Origin of the sequence: Enterobacter sp. Ap-867 (assembly GCF_011752855.1) — a bacterium.
Classification (GTDB): domain Bacteria; phylum Pseudomonadota; class Gammaproteobacteria; order Enterobacterales; family Enterobacteriaceae; genus Cedecea.
Map to the genome: position 1 here is coordinate 116,744 of NZ_VWWS01000001.1, position 15,320 is coordinate 132,063.

Here is a 15,320-nt window from a genome sequence, read left to right on the forward strand (position 1 = left end):
ATCAGAATAAATACAGAGCAATCGGGCGTAAATAACTTGTCCTGCCTCAGCTAAAAAATGCCAGCTTCACCGCAAATATCGCCAGGAACAGGCCGGTGGCTTTCCCCAGCAGATAAACCATGCCCGGCCGCGAACGCACTTTCTCTGCAAGCGAAGTCGTAAGGAAGATCATTATCGAACAGTAGATAAAGGTCAGCGCGGCGGCCGTACCCGCCAGAATAGCGAACGTCGGGATCCCCAGGCTGCGCGCCGGGTCGATAAACAGCGGCAGAAACATCACGTAAAACAGAATGGGTTTGGGGTTCATCAGAGTAATGACCATGCCCTGCAAAAACGGCGTTCTTTTACCGGTCACCGGCGGCGGCGGGGCGCTGGTTTTCGCTTTCATCAGCAGCTGCACACCCATCCACAGCAGGTAAGCGGCACCCAGCCACTTGATGACCTGGAAAACATGCGGCGAGGATTCGAGCAGTGCAGCTACGCCCGCGATAGCCAGCCACAGCAGCACCTGGTCGCCCAGAATAATCCCCATCAGGCAGAGATAGCCGCTGCGCGCGCCGCCTTTGCTGGCGCTGGTGATCAGGATCAGATTCCCGGGGCCGGGAATGATTAACAGCAGGATGAAAGAGACGACAAAGGTGCCGTAATGAATGATGCCGGGCATGCTCAGGTTTTCCTTAAAGTGCTTAGTTCAGATGATGCATTCTTGCTTTTATGCGCCGTACTGGCTGGCTTTATGATGGGAAGGAAGGCCGGTAGGCGGCAACCGAAAAGCGTGATATGTTTTCCTTATCTATGAAGAATTTCGATTTGTCGAAAGCTGCTCTTTCCAATAACTGACTGAAAATATGGCCGGAATAAAGCTAAATCAGCTGGAAATGCTGATAGCCGTAGTGGAAAACAATGGTTTCAGCGCCGCAGCCGCAGCATTGGGCTGTACTCAGTCGCGCATCAGCCATGCGATTGCCGAACTGGAACAACAGCTGAATGTGCGCCTGCTGCATCGCTCGCGCAGCGGCTGCGTGCCGACTGCCGCCTGCACGCAAATCCTCAAAGATGCGAAAAAAATCATGCAGCTGCTGGACGGTATTGAGCAGACAGCGGCGGAAGCGCCGCAGCTTGCCGGGCGCGTGCGGGTGGCCTGCTTCCGCAGCGCGACGGCGAACCTGTTGCCGCCTTACTTTGAGGCGCTGGCCACGGCGCTGCCCGATATTCATCTGGATATTGATGACAGCGCGACGGAATACCATCACCTCAACGACGCGGTGGTGTCCGGGCGGGCGGATATCGGCATTACCATTCAGGGCTACCCGGACTCGCTGCACGGCGTGCCGTACATCAGCGACCCTTACGTGCTGATGCTGCCCCGTAGCTTCCGCCTGCGGCAGCCTTTTAGCTGGCAGCAGCTGGAAAACCTGCCGTTTATCCAGCCGAACGCCAACACCTTAAGCCCCGCCGTGGAGCGCTGCCGTGAGATGGGGCTGCGTAATGAGGTGGTGCATAAGCTGGCCAGCGACAGCGGGATAGTCGGGCTGGTGAATCAGGGCCTGGGGTTTTCCATTATGCCGTGGCTGTCGGTGCTGCCGGTGCCGGAGAATATGCGCATTCTGGATTTGCCCCAGCCGCTGCGCCGCCATTTATTCATCGTCACCCGCCCCGAGCTGCGCCATGACAGAGTGATCGCCACGCTGATTAATTTCCTGCGCGATAAGGCGCTGATCCGCACGACCAGCGTCTGGCGCTCGGGCATGCTGGCTTTCGATTACTGATTGGCTTCCAGCCACTGGCTGGTCAGGGACATGGCCTGAGTGTCAAAGTCGATGCGCATCCGCACCCCGAGCGGGAGCGTCAGCATCGGGTGTGTGTGGCAGCAGTCAAAATCAGAGACGAGGGGGATCTCGCGGCCATTCAGCACTTCCCTCAGGATGTGCAGCGGCGTTTTTCCGCTGCCCTGGTCGTCAAACAGCTCGTGTCTGCCGAGCACAATGGCGGCGATGCGGTCGAACACGCCGCACAGTAAAAGATGGGAAAACTCCCTCTCCAGCTCAGCCGCGCTTTGCAGGCTGTCCTCGATAAACAGAATATCTCCCCGGTTGATATCGGGCATGTATTCGCTGCCCCAGATGCCGTAAAGCGTATTCAGGTTGCCGCCAATGACGCGGCCTTCTACCTTGCCGGTGCCCTCGAAGCACCAGCTGCCCGGACGCAGAGTTTTCGCCCGGGATTGTGTTTCCCAGTCGAGCATTTCCTCGGTCCACGCTGCGGGCTGGCTCAGCGTGTACGGCAGTGCCTGAGGCCGGCTGAGAATATTGAGGAAATAGTCAAACGTGCTGTCGACCAGCGGAGGGAACTCACCCAAAGAAGCCACCACCGCCGGGCCATAAAAGGTAATCAGCCCAGTTCTTTGATAGATGCTCGCCAGCAGCGCGGTTACGTCCGAATAGCCGATGATGATTTTGGGATCTTTCATCAGCTGCGCGTAGTCGATATAAGGCAGCAGCGAATTGCTGTTTAAGCCGCCGATGGCCGAAATAATGCAGCGCACGTTCGGGTCATGCAAAAGGGCATTAAACTCATCCGCCCGCTCGCGAATGGAGCCAGAACGCCAGTAATCCTTTTTGCCTGTCAGGCTGCCCTCCTGCAGACAGAACCCCTGCGACTCAATAAACGCTTTTGCCCTTTGGTAGCGCTGTGGGGCAAACGCGGTGGCCGCCGATGAGGGGGAAAACACGGCGATCGTGTCCCCCGCCGTTAATGGGCGGGCATAAATCTGCGGCATGGCGACTTCTCCCTGTGGGTCAGTTATCGGCTGGCGGTAGCCGGGAAAACAAACTCAAACTCTTCCTGTTCAAACTCATCGGGCGATTCCCACAGGCTGCTGGCGACTTCAAAAATCTCGTCCGGCACGACCATTGAGAAGGTTTCGCCTTGTTCGGTATTGCGGCGCTGTACGCGCTCGCGGCGAACGCTTTTGGGCGCGTCAAGGACGTGTACGCAAAACGGAATGCCTTCTTCCTGCAGCTGGCGGAGCAGGGCTAACCTTGGGCCTTGCTGAATCAACCCCAGCTCCAGCGCAATGCTGTTGGTGGCAAGCACCGTGCGGGCATAGCTCAGGATAAGCGCAATCAGCCGGTCTTTGCGTTCCACATACCAGGGCACAAAATTTCTGGCCGGGCGGTCGGGGCTGTAGAGCCGCACGAACCACTCGTCCAGCGCGATGTGGGTAAACCCGTCGGTTTTGGCCAGGGCCTTAGCGTAGGTCGATTTACCCGCACCAACCGGGCCTTCAATAAAGTGTATTTGGTTCATCGGATAAGCTTTTTGTAGGAGGAATTATCAGGCGCGTTTTGTCGCGTACTTAACGATAGTAGCGTGAGAAATGGCTTTTAAATAGCTACCTCATTTGTTGTTTTTATATGATATAACCATATTTTTTACGAGGTTAAGAGCTGGCAATTCCTGGCATAATTTTGAAATTTGTGAAGGATTTTTCTGTAATTCCCCTCTCTCTGCCAGGGAGAGGGGAAAAACAGAAGCGACGCTGTGGCTGAGTGAAACGTTGGACGAAAAGCGAGGCATAATTCTCAGTGGGAGAAGTTAAAAACCAACCAGCTACAGCGTTACAAGTCCACTTGCCGCCGCTTTCTGTGCCGCATCGCTAATGGGTTGATAATCATCCCGGTGCGTCACGCTAAAACCTTTTATCAGTAACGCCTCCCTTACTTCTTGCCACTCAGGCTCGCTCACCAGCCGTTTCAACGCGCGGCGCAGCTGCGCCAGTTCCACGGCTGAAGTTTGCGCCGAGGTGATCATCGGTAAACCCGGTGCCAGCGCCGTTGTGCCGATAGAAACCAGGCCCGCAACGCGTTCCGGTTCGTGATGAGCAACCAGCGCGAGAGTGACTGCATCAATGGCGGCAATATCGCTCGTGCCGGCCTGCACCTCCGCCAGCGACTGGCGGTGGCTGCCGCTAAAGGCGATGTCTGAGAAGAACTTCCCGTCTTTTTGCAGCGGGGTAACCAGGCTGCGAAAGCCGTGATAGCCGGACTGGGAGTCGTCGCTGTTGCAGACGACGCGCTTGCCCCGGAAATCTGCCAGCGTTTTTGCCGCGTCGGCTTCACGCACAATCAGCTGGCTGCTGTAGTGAAACCCTTCGCAGCCTGCCGCCTGATAATGAAACGTACCGACGACCTGCACGTTAGGCAGCAGGACGCACAGGGGATAACCGCAGGTCTGGCTGAGCAGCAGCCGCGAGTCTTGCCAGTGGCTCAGACGATCTTCGGGTTCGCTATACATCAAACTGTCGCCGTCCAGTCCTTCTTCGCTCAGTAGCAGGCGCAAGGTGGCTACCAGCGCTTCGGTATCCGGGTGATGCACGTCGTACATCGGCAGCGAGATAAGCTTACTCATGGGCTTTCTCCTGCGGCACCACGTCCTGCGCCAGGCGGCCGTCCGGGAAGAACGGGTTAATTTCCACCTGGATCGGCTTAATCAGATGCTCGCGCATCAGCTCGCCGTAACCGTTCACAAAGAAGCCCTGGTTCCGCTGCAGGTATTCCTCTTTATACGCGCGGTAAACGGTTGGCAGCCCGTACCACGGAATGCCGGGGAGATCGTGGTGCACTGAGTGATAGTTCAGATTCAAGAACAGCAGACGCCAGAACATGCCTGCTTCGTTAATCACCGTTCGGGCCTCGGGATCTTCCGCCGCGCGGTGTTCGAAGAAAGAGCGGACTTTGGTCATCGCCAGCATCGGCCAGGTGACGACCAGCAGGTAGTAAACCACCGAGAAATCATGCTTCACCAGCCAGCCGAGCACCGGGATAAGCAGCAGCAGATGTACCGTCCACATCGCCATCGCCGGGCGATTACCGCCGCGGAAAGTTTCCCAGATATTGATCGCCGTCCAGCGCATGGTCAGCACCGGCGTCAGCAGCAGCCTACCTGGGAAGGTGTTACGCAGGCGCACCAGCAAGCGCTGAACGCCGCTAAAATGCTGCCAGCGGCGGCGGGTAAAGTAGTAACTTTCCGGGTCAGTTTCCGGCACGGTCAGATCTTCATCCTGGTGATGTTTCAGATGCAGATCGCGATAAGTGCCGTACGGATACCAGATAGAAAAAGGGATCAGCCCGAACAGCTGGTTCAGGCGTGGGAAGCGCGTCGGGTGGCCGTGCAAAAGCTCATGCTGCAGCGACATATACCAGGTGGCTAACCAGATGAGCAGCAGCGTTGCCGGAAAGAGGCCAATGGTTTTCCACCACGCCACGGTGGCAAACCAGCCGCCGTAAATCGTGATAATCAGCAGCCAGGTGGGCAGCTCCGTGCGCCACAGCCACGAACGCCGCAGTTTACTGACAAATTCCCGTTGTTCTTCATGTAAATAGACCGACGCTCTGCCACTCATTTAACTTATCACTGCCCGCAATTAATCGTTGATTTGAGCAGAGAGTAAATCGTCGCCGCTAAAGCCCATAGGAATATAAATAGCTATGCTTAGAACATAAAATGCTTAAACAGAAAGAGAGAATAAAGGCAGAGGTGCGTAGCGGCATAACGACAGAAAAGGGCGGCTTTTGGTCGCCCTTCAGGCTTTACATTGACTCAATGCCAACCCGCTGGCCGTAGGAGAGTTCCAGCGTGTTACCGTCTGGATCGGCAAAGAACACGAAGTAACCCACCGGGTCGCCAAGCTGCTCTGGTTCTCTGCGCAGCACGCCTTCGGCTCTCGCCATTTCCGTCTTGCGATCAATTTCTTCTTTGGTTGCGCAGGCCACGCCCAGGTGACCAAAATTCCCCAGCGGCGTGTCGGTGTTGTTGTCTGCCTGCACCAGAACCAGCGCAAAAGGCCGGGTGCGATCGCTGAGCCAGGCCACCTTGCGTGCGTCCGGCAGGTCGGGTTCGCGCTGGTGAATCACTTTCATTGCGGTATAGCGGAGGTAGAAATCGACGCTTTTATCCAGATCCTTCACCATAAATGCGACGTGGGTAAAGCCGACATCAATCTGTTCCATAGTCTGCCCATTCAGCTGTTTTTGATGGCGTGACTTTACAACCTCAAGTTAACTTCAGGTCAAGGCGAGGGGCCAGCAAACGGGGCGCTTGAGCATTTTTGAACAAGTGGTAGGAAATTAAAAGAGCGCGAGGGGGAACCGACGGACTAACGGTTAGCGCTGTCCACCTGCTGGCTGCTTTGTTGGGTTTCTGCTTTTTTATCCTGATGGTGGTACCAGGCTCCGATGGAGGAATAAATAAAGCGACCAAAAAAGAACAGAAAACTGATGAGCAGAATAATGCGGGTCATGCGATTATTAAAACGGTTTCGTCTTTGCATAGTCGTAACCTGTGTCACGCAGGGGTCCTTAAGATTGGCCCGGCGATGCGGGCGACGGGGCTATTTAGTCACACAGAACCACTCAGGTCAATTATTCATCATGTAAAAACGGCCTGAATGAATGATTCATGGGCATTTCATTCATGAGGTGAATTTGTTGTGAACTAATATGAATCATATTCAGTCTGAATTTTACCTCAGCGGTGATTCATTGAACTGATACTGATATGCATCAATTATTCTTAATGTTGGCGAACTAAAATTTGTCCCCCGCAGTGACGGAAGATGGGCCGTAACGAACCGGAAAGGATATCCGGAAGATACCCGAAGAGGAACAGGGATTTTGGCGAAGATGTATGCAACTGGCTAGCTGGTATAAACAATCAAAAAGTAAATGGTGGGCACTGCCCCTGATTCTCCCCAGCCTGCTGCTGCCGCTGGTGGCAACGTTTAACGCGCAGACGGTACTGGATGGCGGGCGAGTTTTCCTGCTTTACATGTCGCTCCCGCTGCTAACCGCCTGCATCGTACTGTTCGGGCGCGCGGCTATTCCGGGCATTGTTCTGGCATTGCTGATTCGCTATCTGCCCTCAGAAGGCGTGTGGATTTCGTTGCTGGCCGTCCTGCACTTTATCGTGCCGATTACGGTCAGTTCGTGCTGCTATCGCTATTTTGTGTCGCGACGCAGCGCGGTGACCTTCGGCCTGATTCAGCTCACCGCTCAGCGTATGTTTTGGCTGGTGCTGGTTAACGCCGGGCTATTTCTGGTGTTCTACGAGATAGCGTTATTTTTAGGCTGGTACGATCGCAGTTTTTCTATTCTGTCCGCCACGCCGTGGAGCGCCAGGACATTAATTAATTTCCAGGCCGTGCTGGTGGGGGGATTAACCGGGCTGCCGTTCTTCTATTTTATTTTAAGAATGATAGTGCACCCGCGCTTTATCAAAAGCTTCTGGTCCCGCATGCGGGGACAGCGGCAGAAGGGCGTGACGCGAAGTGAAATGCTGCTCTGGGCCGCGCTCATTGGCCTGCTTATTTGGCTGCTGCTGTACCCGATTAGCCAAAACAAAACTATTTTTAATACCGATTACACGCTGACGCTTATTCTGCCCGTTATGCTGTGGGGGGCGATGCGTTTTGGCTTCTTGTTTATTACCAATGCCTGGACCGTGGTACTGATTATTCTCTGCGGCGGGTTCCATAATTACCTGCCGCCGGATATGGGCTTTCAGCTGCATTTGGCGATTGCGTCTTCCTGCTATGCGGTGTTTTCCATCACCATCTATTTAATGGCGGCGGTGACCACCCGACAGCGCTTCTTGCACTATAAAGCACGCCGCGTGGCGTTCATCGACCCGATGATGCAGATGCCGAATCTACGCGCGTTATCTCGCGACCTCGGGAACACGCCCTGGTCCGCGCTGGGATTTTTGTCGATTCCCGAGCTGGAGCTGCTGGGGCGAAACTACGGCGTTTTGCTGCGCATTCAATACAAACAGCAGCTGGCGGAATATTTGCGCGGCCAGCTGTCGCCCGGCGAGAGGGTGTACAACCTTTCCGGGCACGATCTCGCCCTGCGCCTCAATTATGAATCTCATCAGGCTAAAATTGAGTCTCTGTACGCCCATGCCCGACGGTTCCGCTTTATGTGGGACGGGATGCCGCTGCAGCCGCAAATCGGCATCAGCTATTGCTTTGTGCGCCACCCGGTGTCCCATCTCTACTTATTGCTCGGCGAGTTAAGCACCATGGCCGGGGTATCGCTCTCTACGCAACAGCCCGAAAGCCTGCAGCAAAAAGGCTCCAATCACATTCAGAATGCGGTCAAACGCAAAGTTGAAATGATGAACCGCCTCCAGCATGCGCTCGATCAGGACCTGTTTGTGCTGATGGCGCAGCGTATTGAAGGGTTACGGGGTGACGCCTACTACGAGGTGCTGCTGCGGATGCGCGACGATAAAGGCGAACTGCTGTCACCGGATATCTTTTTGCCCGTCGCCCATGAATTTGGGCTTTCATCCCGCATTGACCGCTGGGTGCTGAATGCCGCCCTGCAGTTTATGGATAAGCACCGCGACAGTTTGCCGGGCTGCAGGCTCGCCATTAACCTGACGCCCGCTTCGGTGTGTCAGGCCCAGCTTCCGGGGGATGTGCAGCATTTGCTGGCGAAGTACCGTATTGAGCCGTGGCAGCTGGTTTTTGAAGTGACAGAAAGTCACTCTTTAACCAACCTTGAACAGGCCAATGTAACGTTGAAGATGCTGCAGCGCATGGGTTGCCGGGTGGCTATCGACGACTTTGGCACAGGCTATGCCAGCTATGCGCGTCTGAAAGAGCTGAGCGCCGACATCCTTAAAATTGACGGCAGCTTTATCCGCAATATTTTAACCAGCAGCCTGGATTACCAGGTGGTGAGCTCGATATGCCAGCTGGCAAGAATGAAGAAGATGCAGGTTGTGGCGGAATATGTGGAAACGCAGGCGCTGAAAGATGCCGTCCGGGCGATGGGCATGGATTATGTGCAGGGATATTTGATTGGTCGCCCTCAGCCGCTGGAGAGCCTTGCTGAAGAACAAAGCCCCTCTGCACCGGAAGACGCAAAGGGGCTGATGGAGTAAATCAGGCGGAGAGCGCCGCTTCGGCCTCTTCTTCGATGGTCAGCTTCCAGCCGGTCATGCTTTCCCAATACAGCTGTTCACGCTCCAAATCCAGCTGAACCAGCGTGTTCTGGCTGAACCAGTCGTGCGGGAAGCGCAGCCTCCAGTGGTTGTCGTCGGTTTCCAGCACCAGCGTCGGCGGGGTGGTTGTCGCCTGGCGCTGGTTATTCAGCAGCGTGGCCAGACGAATCAGCTGAATCAGCGGCAGGAACTGTTTCTTTTTAAACAGGGTGAAGCGCGGCAGATCGTCCAGCTTAATGGCCTTGCGGTGGTAGCGCACCAGGGAAGCCATCAGTACCTGCTGCTCCTGGTTGAAGCCCGGCAGGTTGCTGTTTTGCAGAATGTAGGCCGAGTGGCGGTGCATCCCGCTGTGGTTGATGCCCAGCCCGACTTCATGCAGCATCGCGGCCCACTTCAGCAGCGCGGCCATCTGCGGGTTAGCCAGCTTGTGGTTCTGTTTTTCCCACTGCTGGTACAGCAGTTCAACGGTTTCCAGTACCCGACGAGCCTGATCGCTGTCGATGTGGTACTGCTCCGCCAGGCTTTGCGCGGTGCGAATGCGAATATCCTGATGGCGGAAGCGGCCTTCCATTTCGTACAGCACGCCTTCGCGCAGCGCACCGTCAGACAGGCGCAGCTCGCGGATGGCGAGCGCATCAAACACGCCGCACAGAATGGCCAGCCCAGGCACAAACACCGCTTTACGCTCTTCGGACAGGCCCGGCAGGCTCAGGGCGTCGAAGGTTTTAAACTTCAGCACTTCCTGCTGGAGCATGTCCAGGCGTTCCGGGGTGATCATCCCGTCTTTTTCGCCCATCTCGATCAGCACTTCATGTGCCGCTTTAATGGAGCCAGAGGCGCCCATCGCGACTTTCCAGCCCTGCAGGCGATATTGCCAGGCAAGGGTTTCCAGTTTTTGGATAGCCGCCATGCGGGCGCGCTTGAAGTTTTCCGGGCTGATGACGCCGCCAGGGAAGAAGTTTTGTGCGAAGCTGACGCAGCCCATACGGCGACTTTCCACCAGCATTGGCTCAAAATCTTCGCCGATCACCAGCTCGGTGGAGCCCCCGCCGATATCAATCACCAGCTTGCGGCCTTTCTCCGGCTGAGTGTGTTCCACGCCCATAAAAATCAGACGGGCTTCTTCGTTCCCGGGAATGATTTCGATCGGGTAGGGGATCACTTTCTCCGCGCGTTTCAGAAACTCGGCGGCATTGGTGGCCTCGCGAAGCGAGTGGGTGCCCACAATGCACACGTTGTCTGCTGCAAATCCCTGCAGGCGTTCGGCAAACAGCGCCAGGCAGGAGAGCCCACGCTCCATGGCCTCCTCGCTTAATTTGTTATCGGGCCCGAGGCCATCCGCGAGGTGCACGCGCTGCTTCAGGCGGCCAATGATTTGCATGGCGCCATCCACCACACGGGCAATGACCATGTGGAAGCTGTTCGAGCCGAGGTCGACCGCAGCAAATTCCTGCGGCCGTGGAGCATGGTTTGATATCGGCATAATTTTATCTTCGCCTGAGAGCGTTAGTCAGGTTGTTCCAGAGTTTTAATATAATCGTAGATCGCCAGCTGCGAACGCACTTTCCGGCGGTTGCCGCGCGGCACATAGCGATTACTCAGTTCTTTGTCGATGATGCGCGCTTTCACCGTGTCGTTCAGCTGGATATCAATGATATCGAGCATACGCTGCTTCAGGCGCGGATCGAGGACCGGGACGGCCACTTCAATGCGGTAGTCGATGTTACGGGTCATCCAGTCGGCAGAGGAGAGGAAGACTTTTTTATCGCCACCGTTTTCAAAAATATAGACCCGGTCGTGCTCGAGGTAGCGGTCAACGATACTCTGCACGCGGATATTATCGCTGATCCCGTCGAGTTCTGGAATCAGCGAACACATGCCGCGTATCAGCAGGTTCACCTTCACGCCCGCGCTGGAGGCCGCATAAAGTCTGTCCACCAGGCCTTTGTCTACCAGGTTATTCAGCTTCAGCGTGATCCCGGCAGGCTGCCCGTTCTGGGCATTTTTGATTTCGCGATCGACCAAATCGTACAGCAGGCGACGCGAGTTCTGCGGCGACACCAGCAGATAGTCGAAGGTCACCGGGCGGTACGGATTTTCGATAAAGTTGAACACGCGACGCACTTCGTTGGTGATGCGAGCATCGGCGGTTAACAGGGAATAGTCCGTGTAGAGACGGGCGGTTTTCTCGTTAAAGTTACCGGTCCCAATATGCGCATAACGCACAATCTCTTCGCCTTCCATGCGGGAAATAAGGAACAGCTTGGCGTGAATTTTCAGCCCCGGCGCGGAGAAGATAACGTGCACACCCGCCTCGGTAAGGCGCTTCGCCCAGTGGATATTCGCTTCTTCGTCAAAACGTGCCTGCAGCTCGACCACCACGGTGACTTTCTTGCCGTTATGGGCGGCGTGGATCATGGCGTCAATAATGCGTGAGTCTTTCGCCACGCGGTAGATATTGATTTTAATCGCCAGCACGCTTGGATCGAAGGAGGCCTGGCGCAGCAGCTCAAGGACGTGTTCGAAGGTGTGGTACGGGTAGTAAAGCAGGACGTCACGCTCGCGGATGGCGTCGAACCCGTTACGGAATTTATCGAACCAGATATGGCGCAGGCGCGGCAGCGGCTTGTTCACCAGGTTAGCTTTCCCGACGTTCGGGAAGCCAATAAAGTCTTTAAAATTGTGGTAGCGTCCGCCGGGAATGATCGAGTCGTAGTTGGAAATGGTCAGCTTGTCGCGCAGCATCTCCACCATCGCATCCGGCATATCGCGCTGATAAACAAAGCGCACCGGCTCGGCGGTCAGACGCTGTTTCAGGCTGGAGGACATCAGTTCCAGCAGGCTGGATTCCATTTCGGTAACCAGGTCGTACTCGGCGTCACGCGTCATCTTCATTGAATAGGCGTTGAGCGCGTCGTAGTCGAAGAACCCTTTGAAGATCTCGTCCAGGCAGTAGCGCAGGATGTTATCCAGCAGGATCATCGGCTTGCGGCGACGTGGTGCTTCCGGCGGCAGGTTCACAAACCGCGGCACTTTGTCAGACGGGATCTCCAGCAGCGCGTAGCGAATGCTGTCCCCACGAATGATTTCGACCGCCAGGTAGGTGTAATCGTCCTTCAGGAACTGCACCAGGTCGGTATCGCGGTTGATCAAAATCGGCGTGATGTGCGGGCGAAGCTGATGCTTGAAGTAGCTGCGCAGCCAGCTTTGCTGATTTTCGGAAAGCTGACGTTCGTTAATCAGGAAGATTTGGTTGCGGGCCATTTCCAGCAGCAGCTCGTTATACAGGCTGTCAAATTCCTGATCGGCCTTCAGCACCCGAGCCTGAATCTTGTTCAGCAGGTGGCGCTGGTTGGAAGGAGAACCCTGTTCTTCACTGATTAAAATGCGGCGCTTCAGTTCGGCGAAACGCACTTTATAGAATTCATCGAGGTTATTGGAATAGATGCCGAGAAAACGCATCCTTTCAATCAACGGGTTGAGCTTGTCCGCCGCTTCCTGCAGAACGCGTTCGTTAAAAGACAACCAGCTCAGTTCTTTTTCGATATACAGCTTATCCTGACCCATTAGTCCTCACACTCCGTTTTCGTGGACGTGGCAATGCCGTCACCGTCACGTCAGTTATTATGGCGAGCTTTAGCGGAGAATGTCCAACTATGCAGATGAAACTCTCTCATCTGACCATGACAACTTTATGAGAGACAGACACAAAAAAAGGGCCTAAGCCCTTTTTAGTTAAATTATTCTGCTGCATGTCCCTGCGGGGGCAGCTGCACGCCATCAAGCCAGGCGGCGTTTTGGCGCATTTTTAGGCGATCGTCGAGGAACCAGCTGACGACCAGCGGGTAAATCGCGTGTTCCTGGTGCTGAACGCGGGCGGTGATTTCGTCCTCATCATCCCCTTCAAATACCGGCACTTTGGCCTGCAAAATGACCGGGCCGCCGTCCAGTTCGTCAGTGACAAAATGCACGGAGGTGCCGTGCTCTTCATCGCCGTTTTCCAGCACCTGGCGGTGGGTATGCAGACCGGGATATTTCGGCAGCAGGGAAGGGTGAATGTTGAGTAAACGACCGCTGTAGCGCGCCACAAAGGCCGGGCTGAGAATGCGCATATAACCCGCGAGCACCACGACGTCCGGCGCGTAGGCGTCAATCTCCTGCATCAGCTGGCGATCGAACGCCTCGCGGCTGGCAAACTCGCTTGCCGCCAGCGCGTGGGTCGGGATCCCGGCTTCGCGGGCTCGCTCAAGGCCGAACGCGTCGGCCTTATTGCTGAACACCGCGCTGATGGTGCCGTTAATCTTCTTCTGCTGGCAGGCGTCAATGATCGCCTGCAGATTGCTTCCGTTACCGGAAATCAGCACCACAATGTGTTTCATTACTCAATAACCACGCGCTCTTCGGAATCAGATGCCTTGATGATACCGATTTTCCACGCTTTTTCACCTTTGGCCTGCATCAGCGCAACGGCTTTATCCGCTTCTGCCGCCGGCAGCGCAATGACCATGCCCACGCCGCAGTTAAAGGTGCGGTACATTTCGTGGCGGCTGATGTTGCCGGCCTGCTGCAGCCAGTTGAAGACGGCTGGCCACTGCCAGGAAGATTCGGTGATAACGGCCTGGGTGTTGTCCGGCAGTACGCGCGGAATGTTTTCCCAGAAGCCGCCGCCGGTCAGGTGGGCGATGGCGTGAACATCCACATTTTCAATCAGCTCAAGGATGTTTTTCACGTAAATGCGGGTTGGCTCGAGCAGGTGATCCGCCAGAGGTTTCCCTTCCAGTTCGGTGGTCAGCGGGTCGGTGCCGCTCACTTCCAGCACTTTGCGCACCAGCGAGTAGCCGTTGGAGTGCGGGCCGCTTGAACCCAGCGCAATCAGGACATCGCCATCGGCAACTTTAGACCCGTCGATTATTTCAGACTTCTCAACCACGCCCACGCAGAACCCGGCCACGTCGTAGTCTTCCCCGTGGTACATGCCTGGCATTTCAGCGGTTTCACCGCCAACCAGCGAGCAGCCTGACTGCAGGCAGCCTTCGGCGATGCCGGTGATAACGCTGGCGGCAGTATCCACGTCCAGCTTGCCGGTGGCGTAGTAGTCGAGGAAGAACAGCGGCTCGGCGCCCTGAACCACCAGGTCGTTCACGCACATGGCGACCAGGTCAATGCCGATCGCGTCGTGGCGTTTTAAATCCATGGCCAGACGCAGCTTGGTCCCCACACCGTCGGTGCCGGAAACCAGAATCGGTTCGCGATATTTCTGAGGCAACGCGCACAGCGCACCGAAACCGCCCAGGCCACCCATCACTTCCGGGCGGCGGGTCTTTTTCACTACGCCTTTAATTCTGTCGACCAGAGCGTTACCAGCATCAATATCTACACCGGCATCTTTATAGCTGAGAGAGGTTTTATCGGTCACTGCTCGTTCCCCACGGGTGGTATATAAGAAAAACGCGGCAATTCTAACAGTGGAGGCAAACGTTTGCGAGCCTCTTGTCATCGGCAAGAAAAGAATTCCTGAGATAGACTCAATCCAGTCCGGTTGATCTCGATCATCCCATTAGCTGTAGCGCAGCGGCAAAAAAGCGGTATAATCCGGCGATTTTTTTTGTGGTAGCCAACTATCTCGGGGGAGAAAGAGTATGAAGATCGTGGAAGTGAAACACCCACTCGTCAAACACAAGCTGGGCCTGATGCGCGAGCAAGACATCAGCACCAAGCGCTTTCGTGAACTCGCCTCTGAAGTAGGCAGCCTGCTTACTTATGAAGCCACTGCGGACCTGGAAACCGAGAAAGTCACCATCGAAGGCTGGAACGGCCCGGTGGAAGTCGACCAGATCAAAGGCAAAAAAATTACCGTTGTGCCAATTCTGCGTGCTGGCCTTGGCATGATGGAAGGCGTTCTGGAAAACGTACCCAGCGCGCGTATCAGCGTCGTTGGCGTTTACCGCGATGAAGAAACCCTGCAGCCGGTACCTTACTTCCAGAAGCTGGTTTCTAATATAGAAGAACGTATGGCGCTGGTGGTTGACCCGATGCTGGCGACCGGCGGTTCTATGATTGCCACCATCGACCTGCTGAAAAAAGCGGGTTGTACCAGCATTAAGGTACTGGTGCTGGTTGCCGCGCCGGAAGGCATCGCCGCGCTGGAAAAAGCGCACCCGGACGTGGAGCTGTACACCGCTTCTATCGATCAGGGTCTCAACGAGCACGGGTACATTATTCCTGGCCTCGGTGATGCGGGCGATAAGATATTCGGAACAAAATAAGATTCATCAGCCGACTTTGAAAGTCGGCTTTTTTTTGATTGAAGC

14 protein-coding genes are annotated in these 15,320 nt (G+C 55.5%); 3 read left to right on the forward strand and 11 right to left on the reverse strand.

Features of this window, described 5'->3' with window-relative positions; translation table 11 throughout:
• Nucleotides 1-46: 46 nt before the first annotated feature.
• Complete coding sequence (locus F3J26_RS00560) at nucleotides 47-664, reverse strand: LysE family transporter (RefSeq protein WP_166990509.1); 618 nt, start codon at nucleotides 662-664, stop codon at nucleotides 47-49.
• Nucleotides 665-848: 184 nt separating this feature from the next.
• Here F3J26_RS00560 and F3J26_RS00565 point away from each other — a divergent pair, with 184 nt between their 5' ends.
• On the forward strand, nucleotides 849-1,769 hold the full coding sequence (locus F3J26_RS00565) for a LysR family transcriptional regulator (RefSeq protein WP_166990512.1): 921 nt from the start codon (nucleotides 849-851) through the stop codon (nucleotides 1,767-1,769).
• Here the strand turns inward: F3J26_RS00565 and F3J26_RS00570 are convergent.
• The 6 genes from F3J26_RS00570 to F3J26_RS00595 all read right to left on the reverse strand — a co-directional run bounded on the left by F3J26_RS00570 (nucleotide 1,763) and on the right by F3J26_RS00595 (nucleotide 6,331).
• Nucleotides 1,763-2,779 carry a S66 family peptidase gene (locus F3J26_RS00570; RefSeq protein WP_166990515.1) on the reverse strand — a complete coding sequence of 339 codons (1,017 nt, stop codon included), beginning with the start codon at nucleotides 2,777-2,779 and terminating at the stop codon, nucleotides 1,763-1,765. The two genes, F3J26_RS00565 and F3J26_RS00570, sit on opposite strands and share 7 nt — an antisense overlap.
• 23 nt (nucleotides 2,780-2,802) lie before the next feature.
• A complete protein-coding gene (locus F3J26_RS00575) occupies nucleotides 2,803-3,309 on the reverse strand; it encodes a P-loop nucleotide/nucleoside kinase family protein (RefSeq protein WP_166990518.1) in 507 nt (168 codons plus the stop codon).
• Nucleotides 3,310-3,612: 303 nt separating this feature from the next.
• Entirely contained in the window at nucleotides 3,613-4,410 is a 798-nt protein-coding gene (locus tag F3J26_RS00580) for a phosphate/phosphite/phosphonate ABC transporter substrate-binding protein (RefSeq protein WP_166990520.1), read from the reverse strand.
• Entirely contained in the window at nucleotides 4,403-5,404 is a 1,002-nt protein-coding gene (locus F3J26_RS00585) for a fatty acid desaturase (RefSeq protein WP_008459379.1), read from the reverse strand. Before F3J26_RS00585 ends, F3J26_RS00580 begins: the two co-directional genes overlap by 8 nt.
• A gap of 187 nt (nucleotides 5,405-5,591) precedes the next feature.
• A complete protein-coding gene (locus F3J26_RS00590; RefSeq protein WP_166990523.1) occupies nucleotides 5,592-6,011 on the reverse strand; it encodes a VOC family protein in 420 nt (139 codons plus the stop codon).
• A 146-nt stretch (nucleotides 6,012-6,157) separates the two neighbouring features.
• On the reverse strand, nucleotides 6,158-6,331 hold the full coding sequence (locus F3J26_RS00595) for a YfgG family protein (RefSeq protein WP_034809523.1): 174 nt from the start codon (nucleotides 6,329-6,331) through the stop codon (nucleotides 6,158-6,160).
• Nucleotides 6,332-6,687: 356 nt separating this feature from the next.
• Here F3J26_RS00595 and F3J26_RS00600 point away from each other — a divergent pair, with 356 nt between their 5' ends.
• Entirely contained in the window at nucleotides 6,688-8,949 is a 2,262-nt protein-coding gene (locus F3J26_RS00600; RefSeq protein WP_166990526.1) for an EAL domain-containing protein, read from the forward strand.
• A 1-nt stretch (nucleotide 8,950) separates the two neighbouring features.
• Here the strand turns inward: F3J26_RS00600 and ppx are convergent, their stop codons facing one another.
• From ppx to purM, 4 genes are all read right to left on the reverse strand, one after another.
• Nucleotides 8,951-10,492 (reverse strand): exopolyphosphatase, encoded by a 1,542-nt coding sequence (gene ppx / locus F3J26_RS00605; protein ID WP_166990529.1) that lies wholly within the window; start codon nucleotides 10,490-10,492, stop codon nucleotides 8,951-8,953.
• Between the two features lie 23 nt (nucleotides 10,493-10,515).
• Complete coding sequence (gene ppk1 / locus F3J26_RS00610; RefSeq protein WP_166871768.1) at nucleotides 10,516-12,576, reverse strand: polyphosphate kinase 1; 2,061 nt, start codon at nucleotides 12,574-12,576, stop codon at nucleotides 10,516-10,518.
• A 173-nt stretch (nucleotides 12,577-12,749) separates the two neighbouring features.
• Nucleotides 12,750-13,388, reverse strand: a complete 639-nt coding sequence (purN, locus tag F3J26_RS00615) for a phosphoribosylglycinamide formyltransferase (RefSeq protein ID WP_039296046.1) — start codon at nucleotides 13,386-13,388, stop codon at nucleotides 12,750-12,752.
• Nucleotides 13,388-14,425, reverse strand: coding sequence for a phosphoribosylformylglycinamidine cyclo-ligase (purM, locus tag F3J26_RS00620; protein ID WP_166990532.1), 1,038 nt, complete (start codon nucleotides 14,423-14,425; stop codon nucleotides 13,388-13,390). The genes purN and purM overlap by 1 nt, the downstream gene beginning before the upstream one ends.
• A 223-nt stretch (nucleotides 14,426-14,648) precedes the next feature.
• On the opposite strand from purM, the gene upp reads away from it, so the two are divergent.
• Nucleotides 14,649-15,275, forward strand: coding sequence for a uracil phosphoribosyltransferase (upp, locus tag F3J26_RS00625; protein ID WP_008459367.1), 627 nt, complete (start codon nucleotides 14,649-14,651; stop codon nucleotides 15,273-15,275).
• Nucleotides 15,276-15,320 lie beyond the last annotated feature (45 nt).

What these genes read in the sequence shown, in the direction of transcription:
- ppx (WP_166990529.1), bottom strand. Translation starts at nt 10,492, where the DNA reads ATGCCGATATCAAACCATGCTCCACGGCCGCAGGAATTTGCTGCGGTC.
- F3J26_RS00565 (WP_166990512.1), top strand. Translation starts at nt 849, where the DNA reads ATGGCCGGAATAAAGCTAAATCAGCTGGAAATGCTGATAGCCGTAGTG.
- F3J26_RS00600 (WP_166990526.1), top strand. Translation starts at nt 6,688, where the DNA reads ATGCAACTGGCTAGCTGGTATAAACAATCAAAAAGTAAATGGTGGGCA.
- upp (WP_008459367.1), top strand. Translation starts at nt 14,649, where the DNA reads ATGAAGATCGTGGAAGTGAAACACCCACTCGTCAAACACAAGCTGGGC.
- F3J26_RS00575 (WP_166990518.1), bottom strand. Translation starts at nt 3,309, where the DNA reads ATGAACCAAATACACTTTATTGAAGGCCCGGTTGGTGCGGGTAAATCG.
- purN (WP_039296046.1), bottom strand. Translation starts at nt 13,388, where the DNA reads ATGAAACACATTGTGGTGCTGATTTCCGGTAACGGAAGCAATCTGCAG.
- F3J26_RS00570 (WP_166990515.1), bottom strand. Translation starts at nt 2,779, where the DNA reads ATGCCGCAGATTTATGCCCGCCCATTAACGGCGGGGGACACGATCGCC.
- F3J26_RS00595 (WP_034809523.1), bottom strand. Translation starts at nt 6,331, where the DNA reads ATGCAAAGACGAAACCGTTTTAATAATCGCATGACCCGCATTATTCTG.
- ppk1 (WP_166871768.1), bottom strand. Translation starts at nt 12,576, where the DNA reads ATGGGTCAGGATAAGCTGTATATCGAAAAAGAACTGAGCTGGTTGTCT.
- F3J26_RS00585 (WP_008459379.1), bottom strand. Translation starts at nt 5,404, where the DNA reads ATGAGTGGCAGAGCGTCGGTCTATTTACATGAAGAACAACGGGAATTT.
- F3J26_RS00560 (WP_166990509.1), bottom strand. Translation starts at nt 664, where the DNA reads ATGCCCGGCATCATTCATTACGGCACCTTTGTCGTCTCTTTCATCCTG.
- F3J26_RS00590 (WP_166990523.1), bottom strand. Translation starts at nt 6,011, where the DNA reads ATGGAACAGATTGATGTCGGCTTTACCCACGTCGCATTTATGGTGAAG.
- F3J26_RS00580 (WP_166990520.1), bottom strand. Translation starts at nt 4,410, where the DNA reads ATGAGTAAGCTTATCTCGCTGCCGATGTACGACGTGCATCACCCGGAT.